This window comes from Rathayibacter sp. AY2B7 (genome assembly GCF_002931635.1).
Taxonomy (GTDB): Bacteria; Actinomycetota; Actinomycetes; order Actinomycetales; family Microbacteriaceae; genus Rathayibacter.
This window is the reverse complement of sequence record NZ_PSUC01000087.1, coordinates 1-16,203: the sequence shown is the minus strand read 5'-3', so window position 1 is coordinate 16,203 and position 16,203 is coordinate 1. Positions and strand designations below refer to the sequence as shown.

Genomic DNA, 16,203 nt, shown 5'->3' with positions numbered 1-16,203 from the left:
CCAGCAGTTCTTCCAGGCACAGAACTACGGAGCGGCGTCGGCCGCCGGCGTCGTCGTCCTCATCGGAACGATGGCGATCGCCACCTTCGCGCTGCGCAGCATCTCCACCCTCCTGAAAGAAGAGAACCGATGACCGCCATCATCACGCGCCGCAAAGCGCCCCGCCCCGAGCTCACCATCGCCGGGTCCGGCACCCGCACCCGCGTCGGGAACTCCCTCCTGGGCCTGCTCGCCTGGGTCATCGGGCTCCTCTTCGTCACCCCGGTGCTCTGGATGATCCTCACCAGCCTGCACAGCGAGACCGACGCCGCGACCAACCCGCCGTCGCTGTTCGCCCCGCTCACCCTCGACGGCTACGCGAACTTCTTCGGCGCGAACTCCGGCGCCAGCCCCTGGCCCCCGCTGATCAACAGCGCCACCGCCAGCGTCGTCTCCACCGCCCTCGTGCTCCTGCTCGCCCTGCCCGCCGCCTACGCCCTCAGCATCAAGCCGGTGAAGAAGTGGTCGGACGTCATGTTCTTCTTCCTCTCCACCAAGATGCTGCCGATGGTCGCCGGCCTGCTGCCGATCTACCTGATCGCCAAGCAGATCGGAGCGCTGGACAGCATCGGGCTGCTCATCGTGCTCTACACCTCGATGAACCTGCCGATCGCCGTGTGGATGATGCGCTCGTTCCTCTCCGAGATCCCCGTCGAGATCCTCGAGGCCGCCGCGATCGACGGCGCCAGCCTGATCTCGATCTTCCGCCGGATCATCGTCCCGATCTCCGGTCCGGGCCTCGCCTCGACCGCGCTGATCTGCTTCATCTTCAGCTGGAACGAGCTGCTCTTCGCGAGCGTCCTGACCAGCACGAAGGCCTTCACCGCCCCGGTGTTCCTGACCAGCTTCGTCACCAGCCAGGGCCTGTTCCTCGCCCAGGTGTGCGCCGCAGCCGTCGCCGTGTCGCTGCCCGTGCTCATCGCCGGCTTCGCCGCTCAGGACAAGCTCGTCCAGGGCCTCTCGCTGGGAGCGGTCAAGTGAGCGCCGAGGAGCTGCGCTCCCTCGCCGACGAGTGGGCGCACCCGAAGGTCCCCGTCCCCACCTACGACCGGCACGGCCTGACCGCCGGCATCGTCCACTTCGGGGTGGGCGGATTCCACCGTGCCCACCAGGCGATGGTCATCGACCGGCTCCTCGCGCAGGGCGAGGCCCGCGACTTCGCGATCTGCGGCGTCGGCGTCCTCGAGCAGGACCGCCGGATGAAGCAGGTCATGGACGCGCAGGACGGCCTCTACACCCTCGTGCTCAAGCACCCCGACGGCACCCGCGAAGCGCGCGTCATCGGCAGCATCATCGAGTACCTCCTCGCGGTCGACGACCCGGAGGCGGTCATCGAGAAGATGGCCTCCCCCTCCACCCGCATCGTCTCGCTCACCGTCACGGAGGGCGGCTACAACTTCCACCGCATCACCGGCGAGTTCGACGAGACGAACCCCGCAGTGCTGGCCGACGTCGAGGCGGCCGGCGAAGGGCGGGCGCCGCAGACGGTCTTCGGCCTCGTCAGCGCCGCGCTGCAGCGCCGACGAGAACGAGGCATCGAGCCCTTCACCGTGATGTCCTGCGACAACATCGCCGGCAACGGCCACGTCGCCAAGAAGATGTTCACCGCCTACGCCCGCCTCATCGACTCCGACCTCGCCGACTGGATGACCGAGGCCGTGCACTTCCCCAACAGCATGGTCGACCGCATCACCCCGGTCACCAGCGACGAGGACCGGACCGAGGTCCGGGACGTGCACCGGATCGACGACTCCTGGCCGGTCGTCGCCGAGCCGTTCTTCCAGTGGGTGCTCGAGGACGACTTCCCGCTCGGCCGGCCCCCGTTCGAGGACGCCGGAGTGCAGCTCGTCGAGGACGTCGAGCCGTACGAGCTGATGAAGCTCCGGCTGCTCAACGCCAGCCACCAGGGACTGTGCTACTTCGGCTACCTCATGGGCTACCGCTTCGCGCACGAGGCCACCGCCGACCCGCGCATCGCCCTGTTCCTCCGCGCCTACATGGACGACGAGGCCACGCCGACCCTCCCGCCGGTCCCCGGCATCGACCTGGAGGACTACAAGGCGACGCTCATCGAGCGGTTCCAGAACCCGGAGGTGCGCGACACCCTCGCACGCCTGTGCGCCGAGTCCAGCGACCGCATCCCGAAGTGGCTGCTCCCCGTCGTCCTCGCGAACCTCGAGACCGGCGGCAGCATCGTTCTCTCCGCGGGGATCGTCGCGAGCTGGGCGCGCTACGCGGAGGGCTTCGACGAGGACGGCGAGCCGATCGTCGTCGTCGACCGGTTGGCCGAGCAGCTCACCCAGGCGGCACGCGAGCAGCACGAGGACCGGCTCTCGTTCCTGCGCGACCGCGACGTGTTCGGCGATCTGATCGACCAGCCGCGGTTCGTCGACGCCTACGTCGACGCGCTCGACTCGCTGCTCCTGCAGGGAGCCGCTGAAACCGTCGCCGGCTTCCTGAGGGCCGCCGACGAAGGGTGACTCTCCGACACCCGACATGAAGAAGAGGGAGGAGCGTCAGCTCCTCCCTCTTCTTCGTCTGCGCGTGACCCGGCCCGAGGGCGGACCGAGCCGGGGCTCCTCCGGCGATCAGGTCCCGACGAGGTCCCGTGTCCACGGCAGGTCGGCGCCCCGCCGACGCACCGTGATGGCGGCGCACGTCCGCGCGATCTCCCCGAGCGCCGTGAGAGCGGCACCTGTCAGCACCTCACCCGTCCGGAACCGCTGCAGACCGGCTGCGTCCAGATGCGCGGTGAGTCCGTGCAGAAGACCGGCCATGAAGGAGTCGCCCGCTCCGATCGTGTCGACGACGCCCGTCGAATCCGCCGTCTGCTCCACTCGCTCGCGGCGGGTGCGCAGGACTGCGCCGGCACCTCCCCGTGTGATCGCGACGAGCTCGGGCCCGGACGCGAGCAGACGATCGGCGACGTCGTCGAGGGACGAGCCCGGGTACAGCCACTCCGCGTCCTCATCACTGAGCTTGACGACGTCGGATGCGGCGATGAAGCGCTCCGTCCGGACGAGCTGCTGCGCGTGCGGGCGCATCAGAGCAGCGCGGACGTTGGGGTCGAACGACACCAGGGACTCGTCGCGCGCGTCGCGCACGAGGCGCAGCGCGACCTCGTCACCCGGCGCGAGCACCGCACCGAGAGAGCCGGTGTGCACGACAGCAGGGAGCCTCTGCGAGGTCGATGGCGCTTCGGGGAGGTCCCAGCGCAGGTCGAAGTCGTACTCGGCCGAACCGTCAGCGGTGATGGTCGCGGTCGCGGTCGACGTCGCGCCGTCGCGACGACCCGCAGGGTCGACCTCGACGTGGGACTGTAGGAGATGGGAGCGGATCGCCACTCCCCGGGGGTCGTCCCCGATCGAGGTGAGCAGCCGCACCCGATGCCCGAGCCGGCCGAGGCCCACGGCGACGTTCAAAGGCGAACCGCCCACCCGTTCGGAGACGGTCCCGTCCCGGTCCAGGACGACATCGATGAGGGCCTCGCCGATGACGAGGACGTCGCCTCCCGTCACGAGCGGGGCGAGACGAGGAGCTTGCCGGTGCTGTCCGCGTTGGCCGCGGCGAACGCCTCGGAGATGTCCTCGAGCGCGTACCGGCCCGAGACGACCTCGGCGGTCGGCAGACCGCCGTCGACGGCGATGGAGATCGCGGTCTCGACATCGGCCTCGGTGTAGGCAGCGCACCCCTGCACCCGGATCTCGAAGTCCTGGATGATCGGCATCGGCAGCACGGCGTCGCGCGCGGGAACGCCCACGACGACGAGGGTGCCGGCACGGCGCAGCAGAGACACCGCCTGCGCGTAGGAGCGCTCGTTCGCGACGCAGTCCAGAACGACGTCGGCCGGACCGCCGAGGGCCGCGGCGACCTGCTCGTTCGCGTCAGCGTCCGAGGCCTTCACCGCGCCGTGCGCTCCGATGCGCGTCGCGCGAGCGAGCTTGCCCTCGTCGAGATCGGTGGCGACGACGGTGCCTGCACCCGCGTTCAACGCGGCGACGACGCAGAGGACACCGATGGTGCCGGCGCCGAGGACGACGACGCGCGCTCCGGCGAGATCGCCCGCGATGCGGGCGGCGTGGACGGGCGTGGCGAGGCACTCGACGAGTGCGGCGGTCTCGTCGTCGACGGAGTCGGGGACGGCGTAGAGGTTACCGGCGGGGGCGACGAAGTACTCGGCCATCGCGCCGGCCCAGTGCCCGGACGGGTCGCAGCCGATCCAGGAGAGCCGCTCACACGCGTTCGAGCGCCCCGCGCGGCAGTTCAGGCACGTGCCGCAGGCGACGTTGGGCTTGAGGAGCACACGCTGACCGACCTCGACGCCCTCGACCCCCTCGCCCAGCGCAGCGACGACACCGGTCGCCTCATGGCCCGGGAGGTAGGTCGAGGCGAGGAACGGGTGGTGCCCGGCGATCGCGTGGATGTCGGAGCCGCAGATCCCGACCAGGACGCTCTGCACGAGGACCTGGCCCGCCGCGGGCGTCGGCACATCAGCGGTCTCGAGGCGGACGCCCGAGAGGGGCTCGGCGACAGCGCGGTGCATCGTCGTGGAAGCAGTGGGAGGAGTGGTCATCGTCGAGTTCCTTCGAAGCAAGGGCGGAGGCATGCAGGCCGGTTCAGGTCGGCGGGTATCCGCTGTCGTCGACTTCGACGAGAACGGTGCCGCGAGACCTGGCAGATGCTCATCGTCGAACGCACAGCCAACCCCGTCTAGACGATGCCTGCGCACCTTCTAGTACTAATCTGCCGATACCTGCCCGCCGTCTTCACGCCAGATCGTGGCGCGCACGAAGGCAGTCTCCGATGCTCTGGTTCAGCTCGTTTCTACCGCGCGCCATCCGAAGGCCGGAAGGTTGGAACCAAGGTCTGGATCAAGAAGCGCGGTATCGGGACCAACGAGTGGCCTGGAGTCCTCAGCGGAAGCGCATGCTGAGGTACTTCCTTGTCTGCTGACATCAGCCCCGCGCATCCGGCGGGAACATCCCGGTCGGCGGCGCGGTGTAGGGCAACATGCCGCCTGGTCGGTTCTCGTCCGTCGACGTCGCGAACGGGCCGCTGGGCGAGAGCAGGACTCGCATGTGCGGGTCGAGGTGATTGATCCAGTAGGCGCTCAGGGAGCCCGCACTGGTACGAGTCTCTTCCCACATCCGCCAGAGGGCTTCGATGCGCGTCAGCGCCTCGACGCTGCTCCACCACTCAGCCGCCCACCGGTCGCCGGCGGCCTGGCCCTTGGCCGTCACCCGGCGCCGATAGGTCGATAGGAGGGCCGGAGGAACTTCCTGACCCACTCGTCGGCAGATCCGAAGTACGTCGCAGGCACCTCCTCCTCGTCCACCTCCTCCTCGACGGGGTGCAGCGTGACGGGATCCACGTCGACGCCGAACAGATCCTCGTCGATCATCGCTCGCCCCGGAGAGTCGCGTTCTGCTCCGCGTCGACGTCCGCCGCAGGCTGATCCTCGAGCGGAGGCATCACCGTCACGACAGGCGAGACGGGTGCAGCGTTCGCGGGTCCGCTGCTGGCGTCGTGGGCGGCGATGGAGGCGTTGATCGCGGCGACCTGCTCCTTCGGCCCGTTGTACCAGGGCACCGTGTCGACGAGGGCGGCGCGGGAGCCGGAGGAGAGCATGATCGCCCGTCCGCGGCCCATGCTGGTGAGGTCCGCGACTTCGAGGATCTTCTCTCGGCGCAGTGCGGAGGTGGTGGAGCGGACGCCCTTGTTATAGCTGGCGGAGGTCGTCTCCTTGTCGTAGGTGCCGATCAGCTCAGAGAGCGTGCGCAGGAATTCGTCTTCCGCGACTCCGCCGGCGTACAGCTTCACGTTCGCGGCGGACCACAGTTTGAGCATGCCCTCCTTGCCGAACACGCCGACGCCCTGGGACCAGGACTGGAACACGGCCATGATCGGGATGCCGCGCGAGCCGTAGTGGGAGTACAGGTCGGGGAGGTCCTTCCACCGGCAGACGTTCGCGGCCTCATCGAGGACGGCCACAAGGGGCGTCGCGAGGCGGCCTCCGAGGGAGCGCGCGGCGTGCTCCTCCGCGGCCTCGATCGTCGCGGCGGTCAGGGCGGTGACGAGGGGGCGGGCGGTTCCGGCGCCCTCCGTGGACAGCACTGACCGCCGACGTGGCCGCCCTGCGGCCGTGCACCTCGTGACGCCCCGGCGTCCGGCCGCTGGACCGGCCCCTCCTCCGCGGGTCGAGGGCTCCGCCGGGAGACGGCATGATCGCCTGATGGGACGCATCCGCTTCAGCAGTCCGGGCTGGGACGAGGACACCGACCGGGGTCCGGCACCCGATCCCGACCGCGCCCGGTACTCCCGGGACGACGGGGCGAGGTTCACCGCGATCACGCTCACCTGCCTGTCCGTCCTCCCGTCCCTCGTCCTGACGGCCGCGTTCTTCCTCGTACGGCTCCCTCCGCTGGACCGCGACGACCAGCCGGACTGGACGGCGCCGAGCGCCGACGTCCTGGCTCCGTGGCTGCTGCTGTTCCTGCTCCCGCCGCTGGTCACGGGCCTGCTCAGCCGCCTGGTCGGCGGGCGCGACTCCGACCACGGGTTCCGGCACTCCGCCGGGATCTGCCTCCTGGTGACGGCCCCGCTCCTCGGGCTCTCGGCCCTGTCGCTCCTCGGCTAGACGCTGCCGGTCGGGAGCGTCAGCAGCGCGCACACCGCGGTCGCAGCGGCCAGGGCGACGGCGATCGGGACCGACCAGCGGGGCCGGTAGGCGCCGATGACGAGGGCGGAGCAGGCGAGCAGCGCACCGACGCCCACGAGGGCCGACCACAGGAGGAAGGGCCACGCGGGTCCTGCGAGGCAGTCGATCGGCGGGTCGTGCACCTCGAGGAACGTGCTGCGGTACATGCTCGCGCAACCCGCGAGGACCAGCCCGCTCGCGGCGGCTCCGAGCGCGGCGAGGACGACGGAGACCACCCCTCCGATCGTCCCGACGAGGGCGAGCAGCGCCGCGACCGGCTCCGCGGCGGCCGTGCGACCGGGGCCTCCGGGCCGTCCGCCCCTCACGCCTGCAGGACCACCGCGCCATAGTGCGTGCCCGCCCCCGTGCCCACCAGCAGCACCGACTCCCCCGGCTGCACGCGAGAGCGGTGCAGAGCCAGCGGGATCGCGCTGCCGATCGTGTTGCCGACCTCGCCGAGCGTGATCGTCATCCGGTCGCGACCCCAGAGGCGGGCCATGCCCTCGAGCCCGGCGGCGCTGGTCTGGTGCGGGACCACGCGGTCGATGCCGGGGAGCCCGCTCGAGAGGCCGGGCCGCACCTCCTCGAGGAACGCCGGGAAGTGCCGCAATGCGTCGACGAGCAGCGCCTTGCCCTGCATGTCGAAGCGGAAGTCGGCGAGCCGGTCGGGCGCCTCCTCGATGCGGATCCGCGAGCCGAAGCCGCGCAGCTCCGCGTGGCGCACACCGCTCGGGCGGGTGCGGAAGTGCGTGGTGACCAGGCCCTGGCCCGGAGTCTCGGCGCGGCCGATCACGACGGCGGCGGCCGCGTCGCCGAAGAGCAGGGCGCTCTCGGGCTGGCCCGGGTCGATGCCGCGGCTGCCGCAGTCGGTCGAGACGATGAGCACGGTGTCGGCGCGCTCCGTGGCGAGGAGGAACCCCGCCTCCTGCAGAGCGAAGAGGAACGACAGGCAGGTGGCGCCGACGCTGTACGCCGAGACGTCGTCGAGGCCGAGGCCCGCCGCGAGCAGCGCGCCTCCGTCCGGGATCGCCTGCAGCTGCGTGCCCGAGGCGTTGAGCACCACGTCGACCGTGTCGAGCCCGGCCGCCGCGAGCGCCCGGCGGCCGGCGAGCAGGCCGAGCTCCAGCGGGTCCTCGTCGTCGGCCACCCAGTGACGGGTGCGCACGCCGGAGCGGCGCTCGGCCTCGTCGGCGGGCAGGCCGCAGAGCGCGGCGACCTCGGCGGTCGTGACGATCCGCTCGGGCAGCGCTTCGCCCGTGCCGAGGATGCGGAGCGGGAGGAGGTCGGGCACGCGGGCCCCTTCCTGCCCCGGGACGTGCGGAGCGAATCCCTGTATAGCGCGCCTCTGTACCTCCGCGCGCACTGTTCGGCGCGGTTTGACGGCACGGGCCCCCGCCGACACCATGGTCCCGGAGCGGGGGACGGATGGACGCGCGCGGATTCTGGGTGGTCGTGCCCTTCCTCGACGAGGAGAAGCTGCTCGGCGGCGCCCTCGACGCGCTCGCCCGCCAGACCGATCCGGACTTCACCCTCCTGCTCGTCGACAACGGCAGCACCGACAGCTCGCGCGCCGTGATCGAGGAGTTCCGCCGCCGGTGCCGGGAGCGGCAGGTCGCCGTGATCGACGAGGCGCAGAAGGGCACGGGAGCCGCCTCCGACACCGGCTTCCGCCACGCGATCGCCGAGGGCGCGACGGCCGTCGCCCGCACCGACGCCGACTGCCTGCCGAGCGCCGACTGGGTGGCGCGCCTCAAGGTCGACCTCCGCGGCGGCGCCCGCTTCGTCGGAGGCCGCCTGTCCCCGCGGCGGGACGAAGCCGTCTACCGCTGGTACGACGGCGTGCTCGGCACCGCGCTGATCCGCCTGATGGAGCACGCGCCGGCCGTCTTCTACCGCCGCCCCGGCCAGCGGTACCGGATGTTCATGGCCGCCGGCTGCAACCTCGCGATCGACGCCGCGCTGTACCTCCAGGTCGACGGCTTCCCGCGCTCGAGCATCGACGACACCGACGAGGACCTGGAGCTGCACCTCAAGGTCTGCCAGGTGATCGGGCGGAGTGAGGCGCTGCTCGACAAGGACGCGGTCGTGCTGATGTCGATCCGGAAGGGCAAGGCGCTCGGGTACCTCGGGATCCTGCTCTGGTACTGGGGCCGCAAGCGCGGGCTGGAGGTCGTCGATGTCCGCTGAGCGCCGCGTCCTGATCACCGGGGCGACGGGCTTCCTCGGCGGCTACGCGGTGCGCGAGTTCCTGGCCGCGGGCGACGACGTGCTCGCCACCGGTCGCGCCCCCGAGGCGCTGGCGCGGCTGGAGGAGGAGGGCGCCACGGTCCTCCGCGCCGACCTCGCCGAGCTGGGAGCGATGACCGTCGAGGCCGACGTGCTCGTGCACGCCGCCGCCCTCTCGAGCCCGTGGGGCACGTGGAGCGAGTTCGAGCGCGCGAACGTGGCGGGCACGGAGTCGATGGTCGCCCTCGCGGAGCGCTGCGGCATCCGCCGGTTCGTCTTCGTCTCGTCGCCGAGCATCTACTCCGCCCGGCGCCACCAGTACCTGGTGCGGGAGGAGGAGGTCGACACCGGCAGCCGGATGAGCCTCTACATCCGCAGCAAGATCGAGGCGGAGCGGCTGCTGCAGGAGGCGCACCGCGCCGGCCGGATCCCCGAGCTCGTGATCCTGCGCCCCCGCGGCCTGATCGGCGTCGGCGACCCCAGCCTCCTCCCCCGCTTCGTCGCGGCCAGTCGCCGCCGCGGCATCCCCCTCTTCGACGGCGGCCGGAACCCCGTCGACATCACCTGCGTCGAGAACGCCGCGCACGCGCTGGTCCTCGCGGCCGACGCTCCCGTGGCCGACGGCGGCGTCTACAACATCACCAACGGCGAGCCCGCTCCGCTCGGCGACCTCCTCGAGCGCTTCTTCGCCGCGATGGGCGAGGAGCCGCGCTTCATCCGCGTGGACCTGCGCGTGCTGACCGCGCTCGCCGAGATCCTGGAGCGGGTCTACCGGCTGCTGCCCGGCCGCGAGCCGCCGTTCACCCGCTACACCGTGGCGACCCTCGCCTACGCGCAGACCCTCGACATCTCGCGGGCGCGGACCGAGCTCGGCTACGAGCCGACCGTGCCGCTGGCCGAGGGCATCCGCCGGGTCGGCGAGCACCTGAGGAGGACGCGTGGCTGAGTCGTCGCTGCAGGTGATGACGTGCGGGAGCACCGTCTTCCCGCTGTCCCGGGTGTTCCGCGGGAAGGGGCTCCCCCGCCGCGTCTTCCCCTCGAACGTCTTCCTCTACACGCACGCGAGCGGCCGGCGGGTGCTCGTGGACACGGGCTACCCGCCGACGTTCCGCGGGACAGGCCTCGTCGGACGGCTGTACGAGCGGATCCTGCCCGCGACGGTGCCGGACGACGAGACCGTCGACCAGCGGCTGCTCGCCCTCGGCCTGACCCCGGCCGACGTGGAGTTCGTGGTGCTCACGCACCTGCACCCGGACCACGTGGGCGGCGTGCGCTGGTTCCCGGACGCGACGTTCGTGCTGTCCTCGGGCCAGGTCGCCTCCGTGCGGCGGAACCGGGTGCGCGAGGGGATCTTCCGCGCGCTGCTGCCGCCGTGGTTCGCGGCCGGGATCGTGGCGGACGAGCAGCCCGCGACGACGATCAAGGGGCTGACCGGATTCGACCTGTTCGGCGACGGGTCGCTGCTCGTGGTGCCGCTGCCGGGGCACGCACGCGGTCACCTGGGGGTGCTCGTCGAGGGGCGCGTGCTGGTCGCCGGCGACGCGGCGTGGGGGCGCGAGTTCCTCGGCTGGTCCTCGCGCCTGCGCCGACTGCCGCGGTTCATCAGCGACGACGCACGGGCGCACGAGCGGACGTCCGAGGTTCTCGAGCGGGTGGAGGCGGAGGGCGTGCGGCTGCGCTTCTCGCACGACGCGTATCCGGAGGGGGACGTGCGGCTGGGTGGGGCGGCGGCCAGTGGCGGACAGGACCTCATCGACCTCGACGGTGAGAGCTCCCGTCTCCGCTAGACGGGAGGCGACTCAGGTTCACGCGATCCTCGGCGGATCAGCCGTTCGGACGTCCCGCGAGAGGCCCTGTCACCGAGGCTTGTCATCGGGCATGTCTTTCGGGACGCTGCGGACCGCGAGATCTCGAGTTCCGAGGCTCGACCAGGCGGCGGTCGTCAGCGGGGCAGGTGCTCGTAGGGGACGCGGCGGCTCAGCCAGGCGAGCAGACCGGCGGCGAGCGCCGCGATCGCCGCCGGGATGAGAAGCAGCCAGAGGGCCGAGGTCACGGCGACGAGGACGAGCGCCGCCGCGGCGACGCCGGCGCCGATCGCGAAGTTCCAGCGCACGTCCGTCGCGACTCCGCCCTCGGGACGCGCCCACAGCACGACGAGGGCCGTCGCGATCGGCCCGAGCAGCAGCCCCAGCACGAACCAGCGCCAGCGCGAGCGGCCCTTCTGCTCGGCGAGACCGGCGGTGACGATCGCGAGTCCGAACCAGATCCAACCGGAGTCCTGGGTGAGTGTCATGCGTGGAGCCTAGGGCGCGGGCAGGATCGCCCCGGCGGGGTCGCCGGTCGGGGGCGTGGGCCTGTCGCCCGCGTCTCCCGCCCAGCGGTCCACGGCGCGACTGCCGTCTTCCTCCGCTACCCGGGCACCACCACGAAGGCGACTCCGACGACGACGCCCAGCACGAGAGCCACCGAGCCGAACCCGATCAGGAGGGCGAACGTCAGCGGACGGGTCTCGCGGAAGCTCATCGTGCCGGGGATCAGCTCGTTGATCTCGGAGGGGCTGAGCGTCTTCTCCGGGGCGGGCGGCGCCTCGATCTCCCGCCGGCGAGCGGCTCCGGTCAGGTGCGCCCACACGCTCCGGCTATCGGTGTGCACTCCACGCGCCGCCGGCAGGAGCGGCGTCGTCACGGCGGCGACGACGGCTCGCAGATCCTCGATCTCCCAGTCCGCCCCGCGGAGCCGGAGCGACCGGCTCCCGTCCGACAGGAACAGGATGAGCGACGGGGGCAGGTTGATCCCCTCACTGTTGGGGCCGGCGGGCACCCAGGCGAGCAGCGCCTTCACCGATGGGTCAGCGCGGTCGAAGGTCACGACCCTGCCTCGAGCGTCCGTGCACTCGATCGTCCGGTCCGAGATCCGGAGGGACGCGGTGGCGAGGAACCGCCGGTTGCGGAGCGCCAGCACTCCGACGATCACCAGAGCCACCACGGTGGCGAACCCGAACAGCCCGAGGTAGACGGCCAGCGCGGCACCGCGGTCGTCGGCGATCACGACTCCCCAGACGCTCCCCGCCAGCAGGACCAGCGCGGGGAGGACGGCGACGGGCCTCAGCCGTCGCGACTCGTTCTTCTGCCGGGCCCTCGAGGGCCGGAACTCGCGAACCGGCTCCGAGCGGTCCGTCCGTCGCCGCTCCATCAGGCGGACGCGACGGACGGAGAGCCGGTGCGGACGCGGTTCCGAAGAGGGTCGTCGAGGCTGCGGCGCATGGCGTCAGGGTAGCGGTGGCGCTCACCAGCGCCGCCCTCGCCTTGGGGGCCTTGGATTCTTCGCGCGGCTGTAGCGCAGCGACCGCCGAAAGCGAGGACCACCGCTCCTTCTGCGCTCCCGGCGACGCCGATAGCCTTCGCCCGTGACCTCCTCGACTCGCGCACTGGACCTCGCTCGTGCACGCCTCCGGATCGGAGTGCTCGCGTTGGTCCACCTCGTGGTCGCCGTCAACCTGGTCCCGTTCGGACTGTTGAGCTACGCCTCCGAGAACTATCCGGCCGTCGATGAGTGGTCCGACCTGTCGACGCTCGGGCGGGCCGTCCAATGGGCGGCCTTCGCTCCGTGGGTGCTCGTCGTCATGACTCCCGTCGTCTCGTTCATCGTCGTCCGTCGCCTCTCCGCCCCCCTGAGGAGCTTCTGGATCACGCCCGCCGCCGGCATCGCCGCCACCGTTGCGATCCACTTCGTGTCCTACCTCTTCTTCGACGCCCCTCGCCCAGTCACCGGAGGGTGAGCGGACGCGGCGCGCCTGTCGGTCCGCGCGGGATGTCACCGCACGACAGGTCGCCCCCTCCCGGGGTACCGCCGCCGGGCACGATCATCCGAGCGAGGGCTCGTCCGGGTCGACAGACTGGGCTGGTGTCCTCACCGATGACGATCCGCGCCGTGCCGACCTCGGCCCAGCGTGAGGAGATGCACCTCAGGCTCCATCTCGCAGAGGGCAAGCGAGTGCTGCCTCTCGCGGCCGTCCCCGGCGATCGGCCTCCTCAGGACCTTCCGTACCGGGCAGCGCACTCGACGCACGCGGGACGCCTGGCGCGGCGGCAGCCCGCCGGGGCCGAGCGCCCTGACGCGACTCCCGCGCCGCCGACAACACGACGCCCCCACTCGACGCCCCACGTAGCCACTCAGACAGGACCCGCCATGACCTCCTCCCTCTCCCACCCGGCGAGCCGCTGGGCTCTCGACCACATGCCCCTCACCGCGCAGGCGGTCCGGGAGCTCGCTCCGGTGCTCTCCGGGAAGAAGCTGGCGATCTGCCTCCACGTCGAGCCCAAGACCGCCGCCCTCGTCTCGCTCCTCGTCGAGGCCGGGATGGACATCGCCCTGACGGGCTCGCCCGGAACCACGAAGGACGACGTCGCCGACGACCTCCGCGCCCTCGGCGTGCACGTCCACACGAAGCAGAGCGACGGCGAGGCGGAGCACCTCCGCAACATCGAGAAGGTGCTCGAGCACGACCCCGACCTCACCCTCGACAACGGCGCCGACCTCACCCTCCGCCTCATCAATTCGGGCGTCCCGGACCACTACCTCGGCGGCACCGAGGAGACCACCACCGGCGGCATCCGCCTGCGGGAGAACAGCGCGACCCTCCCGCGACCGGTCGTCGTCATCAACGACTCCCCCCTCAAGCTGATCGTCGAGAACGAGTACGGGGTCGGCCAGAGCGTCGTCCAGGGCTTCATGAACGCCACGAACCTCATGATCCCGGGCACCCGCGCCGCGGTCATCGGCTACGGCCCGTGCGGACGCGGAGTCGCCGACACCCTCGCGCAGCTCGGAGCGCGGGTCTCCGTCGCCGACGTCGACCCGATCCGCTCGCTGCAGGCGATCCTCCGCGGCCACCGTGTCGGACCCGTCGCCGACGTCCTCTCGGACGCGCAGTTCGTCTTCACCGCCACCGGCGCACCCGGCGTCATCGGCGCCGCGGAGATCGACGCGTTCGCCGACGGCGCCGTGATCGCGGGCGTCGGCCACTTCCCGTGGGAGATCGACGAGGACGCCCTCGCGGCCGCCACGGAGTCGACCACCGAGTTCGCCGACGGACAGCGCCGGCAGGGCATCCGCCTGAAGAACGGCAAGCAGATCGTCCGCCTCGAGAACGGCCGGATGATCAACCTCACCGCCGCCGGCGGCAACCCGATCCAGGCGATGGACCTCGGCCTGACCCTGCAGGCCCGGAGCCTCGCCGATGTCGTCACCGCGGACCTCGACGCCGCCGTACAGCCCGTCCCGGCCGACGTCGAGCACCGCATCGCGACCGACCTCGTCGCCCTCCTCAGCCGCTGAGCGGCGAGCGGCGGGTCCTCGGCGGCGATCCGCGGAGCGGCGGCGGCGCACGTCAGAAGACGGCGATCGGAGTGACCGGAACGCCGGTGAGCCCGAGCAGGTGCGGTGGGGCCACGCTGAGCAGGAACGACCAGCGGGACAGCTCGGCGCAGACCACGGCGAGCTGCTCCACGTCCGCGCTGTCGATGAGGGGCATGCCCAGCCGTGCGAGCGCGACCCTGTGCATCGGCATCGGCATCTCGGGATCGTGAGGGGGGAAGCTGTCGCCGACGTCCCCCGCGTGGAGCGCCACGCCCCGCTCGTGCATCCAGGTCACGGCGTCGACGGTCCTGCCGGGGGCCTGCTCCTCCGAGTCCCAGGAGAAGCCCCACCCGCTGCGGACGACGAGCGCGTCGCCGGACTGCAGGGGGACGCCTCCCCGGCGCTCAGCCGCTTCGAGGTCGGCGGTGACGATCGCGTGCGCCGCCGGCAGCCTCCCCTGCGGCGCGAGGTCGAAGCCGGGCTTCGGAGCATCGCCGACGCAGGACCTCGTCCAGACGGTGTTCACAACGAAGGATGGATCTGCTCCAGGACCCCGCGATCCGCGCGGAAGGGGCGCCGGAGCCTCATCCTTCCTCCGTTGTGAACAGGACCAGGCGAGCGGGGCCGACGTAGGACGTCCACCCGGGCGCCCTCTTCCGGACGTAGCCGGAAGAGGGCGTTGCCCACGGCGCTCGCAGCTGTCACGGTCGCAGGGCGGCCGACGACGGCCGACCCGACCGGAAGAACCCCATGCGCCTCCGAAGCACTGTCCGCCCGCTCGCGCTCCTCACCGGCGCCCTCCTCCTCGGGACCGGCCTCGCCGCCCTCGACGGGCCGCTCGCCGGCACCGCGGCCGCGGCTCATGCGGCCGACAATCCTGTCGCGGGTGGGCGCGTCGTGGGCTGGGGATACGACGAGGACGGTCGGGCGAGCGCCCCCGAGGATCTGACCGACGCCGTCTCTATCGCGGCCGGCCAGTACTACGGCGTCGCGGCGAGGAGCGACGGCACAGTGGCCGTCTGGGGTGACAACCTCGAGGGCGGCCCCTTCCCGGCGGACGACCTCCGCGGCGTCGCGGCCGTCTCCCCCTACCTGGCGCTTCTCGAGGACGGCACCGTCGCGCCGCTCTTCCCCCCGGAGGACCGGTACACCGAGCCGCCGGCGGGGCTGAGCGGCGTCACCGCGATCGACTCGAGCGGCACCCACAGCGTCGCGCTCCGCGACGACGGGACAGTGGCGATCTGGGGATACGACCAGGGGCGAGTGCTGGAGGCGCCTCCCGGTCTGGACGACGTCGTGGCGATCTCCGCCGCGTCCTTCCACACCCTCGCCGTCACGAGCGACGGCAGCGTCGTGAGCTGGGGCTACGACGGCCCCGACGACATCTTCGCGGGCTACTCCGACATCGTCGCGGTCGCGGCGGGACGGACCCACGACCTCGCCGTCCGCGCCGACGGCAGCGTCGTCGCCGAGGGGAGCGACAGGGACGGAGAGAGCGACGTCCCCGCCGGGCTGACCGGTGTCGTCGCGGTCGCCGCCGGGTACGGGCACAGCGTGGCGCTCCGCGAGGACGGCACCGTCGCCGCCTGGGGCGACGACACCGTCGGCCAGTCCACGGTTCCCGCAGGGCTGAAGGGGGTCACCTCGATCGACGCCGGCTACGGCTTCACCCTCGCCACCGGGACCCGTCCCGTCCTCACGGCTGCCGCGCCTCCCACGGCGACGGTCGGCACTCCGTTCTCCTTCGCCTTCGGAGGGGATGCGCGCCTCGCGGACCACACCCTCGCCAGCGGGACGCTCCCGCCCGGACTGACCCTGACTCCCGAGGGGCTCGTGACGGGCACGCCCGCAGAACCCGGAACCTCCGACTTCACCGTCACCGC

At 71.9% G+C, this 16,203-nt stretch carries 19 protein-coding genes; 9 read left to right on the top strand and 10 right to left on the bottom strand.

What is annotated here, in order from left to right:
• The first annotated feature begins 129 nt into the window (after positions 1 to 129).
• Positions 130 to 1,020 carry a carbohydrate ABC transporter permease gene (locus tag C5C27_RS13215; RefSeq protein WP_104314624.1) on the top strand — a complete coding sequence of 297 codons (891 nt, stop codon included), beginning with the start codon at positions 130 to 132 and terminating at the stop codon, positions 1,018 to 1,020.
• Complete coding sequence (locus C5C27_RS13210; protein WP_258066743.1) at positions 1,017 to 2,519, top strand: mannitol dehydrogenase family protein; 1,503 nt, start codon at positions 1,017 to 1,019, stop codon at positions 2,517 to 2,519. Before C5C27_RS13215 ends, C5C27_RS13210 begins: the two co-directional genes overlap by 4 nt.
• 108 nt (positions 2,520 to 2,627) lie before the next feature.
• On the opposite strand, the gene C5C27_RS13205 is transcribed toward C5C27_RS13210, so the two are convergent.
• From C5C27_RS13205 to C5C27_RS13190, 5 genes are all read right to left on the bottom strand, one after another.
• A complete protein-coding gene (locus C5C27_RS13205) occupies positions 2,628 to 3,557 on the bottom strand; it encodes a carbohydrate kinase (RefSeq protein ID WP_104314623.1) in 930 nt (309 codons plus the stop codon).
• Entirely contained in the window at positions 3,554 to 4,612 is a 1,059-nt protein-coding gene (locus C5C27_RS13200) for a zinc-binding dehydrogenase (RefSeq protein WP_181133540.1), read from the bottom strand. The genes C5C27_RS13205 and C5C27_RS13200 overlap by 4 nt, the downstream gene beginning before the upstream one ends.
• Before the next feature lie 382 nt (positions 4,613 to 4,994).
• Complete coding sequence (locus tag C5C27_RS13195; RefSeq protein WP_219813173.1) at positions 4,995 to 5,279, bottom strand: DUF4913 domain-containing protein; 285 nt, start codon at positions 5,277 to 5,279, stop codon at positions 4,995 to 4,997.
• A complete protein-coding gene (locus C5C27_RS18115) occupies positions 5,276 to 5,440 on the bottom strand; it encodes a hypothetical protein (RefSeq protein ID WP_181133539.1) in 165 nt (54 codons plus the stop codon). The genes C5C27_RS13195 and C5C27_RS18115 overlap by 4 nt, the downstream gene beginning before the upstream one ends.
• Entirely contained in the window at positions 5,437 to 6,153 is a 717-nt protein-coding gene (locus tag C5C27_RS13190; RefSeq protein ID WP_308471196.1) for a TraG/TraD/VirD4 family protein, read from the bottom strand. The genes C5C27_RS18115 and C5C27_RS13190 overlap by 4 nt, the downstream gene beginning before the upstream one ends.
• Before the next feature lie 118 nt (positions 6,154 to 6,271).
• Here C5C27_RS13190 and C5C27_RS13185 point away from each other — a divergent pair, with 118 nt between their 5' ends.
• Positions 6,272 to 6,676: a hypothetical protein gene (locus tag C5C27_RS13185; protein WP_104314619.1), complete on the top strand. Its 405-nt coding sequence runs from the start codon at positions 6,272 to 6,274 to the stop codon at positions 6,674 to 6,676.
• On the opposite strand, the gene C5C27_RS13180 is transcribed toward C5C27_RS13185, so the two are convergent.
• Together C5C27_RS13180 and C5C27_RS13175 are read right to left on the bottom strand one after the other, a co-directional pair.
• Positions 6,673 to 6,972 carry a hypothetical protein gene (locus C5C27_RS13180; RefSeq protein WP_146079689.1) on the bottom strand — a complete coding sequence of 100 codons (300 nt, stop codon included), beginning with the start codon at positions 6,970 to 6,972 and terminating at the stop codon, positions 6,673 to 6,675. The genes C5C27_RS13185 and C5C27_RS13180 overlap by 4 nt on opposite strands.
• An 86-nt stretch (positions 6,973 to 7,058) precedes the next feature.
• Positions 7,059 to 8,027, bottom strand: a complete 969-nt coding sequence (locus tag C5C27_RS13175) for a 3-oxoacyl-ACP synthase III family protein (RefSeq protein WP_219813172.1) — start codon at positions 8,025 to 8,027, stop codon at positions 7,059 to 7,061.
• Positions 8,028 to 8,161: 134 nt separating this feature from the next.
• Between C5C27_RS13175 and C5C27_RS13170 the strand changes: the two genes are divergently transcribed.
• Genes C5C27_RS13170 through C5C27_RS13160 form a run of 3 tightly spaced genes read left to right on the top strand, consistent with a single transcriptional unit; the run spans position 8,162 to position 10,749 of the window.
• Entirely contained in the window at positions 8,162 to 8,923 is a 762-nt protein-coding gene (locus C5C27_RS13170) for a glycosyltransferase family A protein (protein WP_104314616.1), read from the top strand.
• Complete coding sequence (locus tag C5C27_RS13165) at positions 8,913 to 9,908, top strand: NAD(P)-dependent oxidoreductase (protein WP_104314615.1); 996 nt, start codon at positions 8,913 to 8,915, stop codon at positions 9,906 to 9,908. The genes C5C27_RS13170 and C5C27_RS13165 overlap by 11 nt, the downstream gene beginning before the upstream one ends.
• A complete protein-coding gene (locus C5C27_RS13160; protein ID WP_104314614.1) occupies positions 9,901 to 10,749 on the top strand; it encodes an MBL fold metallo-hydrolase in 849 nt (282 codons plus the stop codon). The genes C5C27_RS13165 and C5C27_RS13160 overlap by 8 nt, the downstream gene beginning before the upstream one ends.
• Positions 10,750 to 10,904: 155 nt before the next feature.
• Here C5C27_RS13160 and C5C27_RS13155 read toward each other — a convergent pair whose 3' ends face one another.
• On the bottom strand, positions 10,905 to 11,255 hold the full coding sequence (locus C5C27_RS13155; RefSeq protein ID WP_104226336.1) for a hypothetical protein: 351 nt from the start codon (positions 11,253 to 11,255) through the stop codon (positions 10,905 to 10,907).
• A 116-nt stretch (positions 11,256 to 11,371) separates the two neighbouring features.
• Positions 11,372 to 12,154, bottom strand: coding sequence for a hypothetical protein (locus C5C27_RS13150; RefSeq protein WP_104314613.1), 783 nt, complete (start codon positions 12,152 to 12,154; stop codon positions 11,372 to 11,374).
• 214 nt (positions 12,155 to 12,368) lie between these two features.
• Here C5C27_RS13150 and C5C27_RS13145 point away from each other — a divergent pair, with 214 nt between their 5' ends.
• Positions 12,369 to 12,740 (top strand): hypothetical protein, encoded by a 372-nt coding sequence (locus C5C27_RS13145; RefSeq protein WP_104314612.1) that lies wholly within the window; start codon positions 12,369 to 12,371, stop codon positions 12,738 to 12,740.
• A gap of 410 nt (positions 12,741 to 13,150) precedes the next feature.
• Positions 13,151 to 14,299 carry an adenosylhomocysteinase gene (locus C5C27_RS13140; protein ID WP_104314611.1) on the top strand — a complete coding sequence of 383 codons (1,149 nt, stop codon included), beginning with the start codon at positions 13,151 to 13,153 and terminating at the stop codon, positions 14,297 to 14,299.
• A 52-nt stretch (positions 14,300 to 14,351) separates the two neighbouring features.
• On the opposite strand, the gene C5C27_RS13135 is transcribed toward C5C27_RS13140, so the two are convergent.
• Positions 14,352 to 14,846, bottom strand: a complete 495-nt coding sequence (locus C5C27_RS13135) for a cyclase family protein (RefSeq protein ID WP_104314610.1) — start codon at positions 14,844 to 14,846, stop codon at positions 14,352 to 14,354.
• A gap of 224 nt (positions 14,847 to 15,070) precedes the next feature.
• On the opposite strand from C5C27_RS13135, the gene C5C27_RS13130 reads away from it, so the two are divergent.
• A partial coding sequence (locus tag C5C27_RS13130) for a putative Ig domain-containing protein (RefSeq protein WP_181133538.1) occupies positions 15,071 to 16,203 on the top strand: 1,133 nt, incomplete at its 3' end.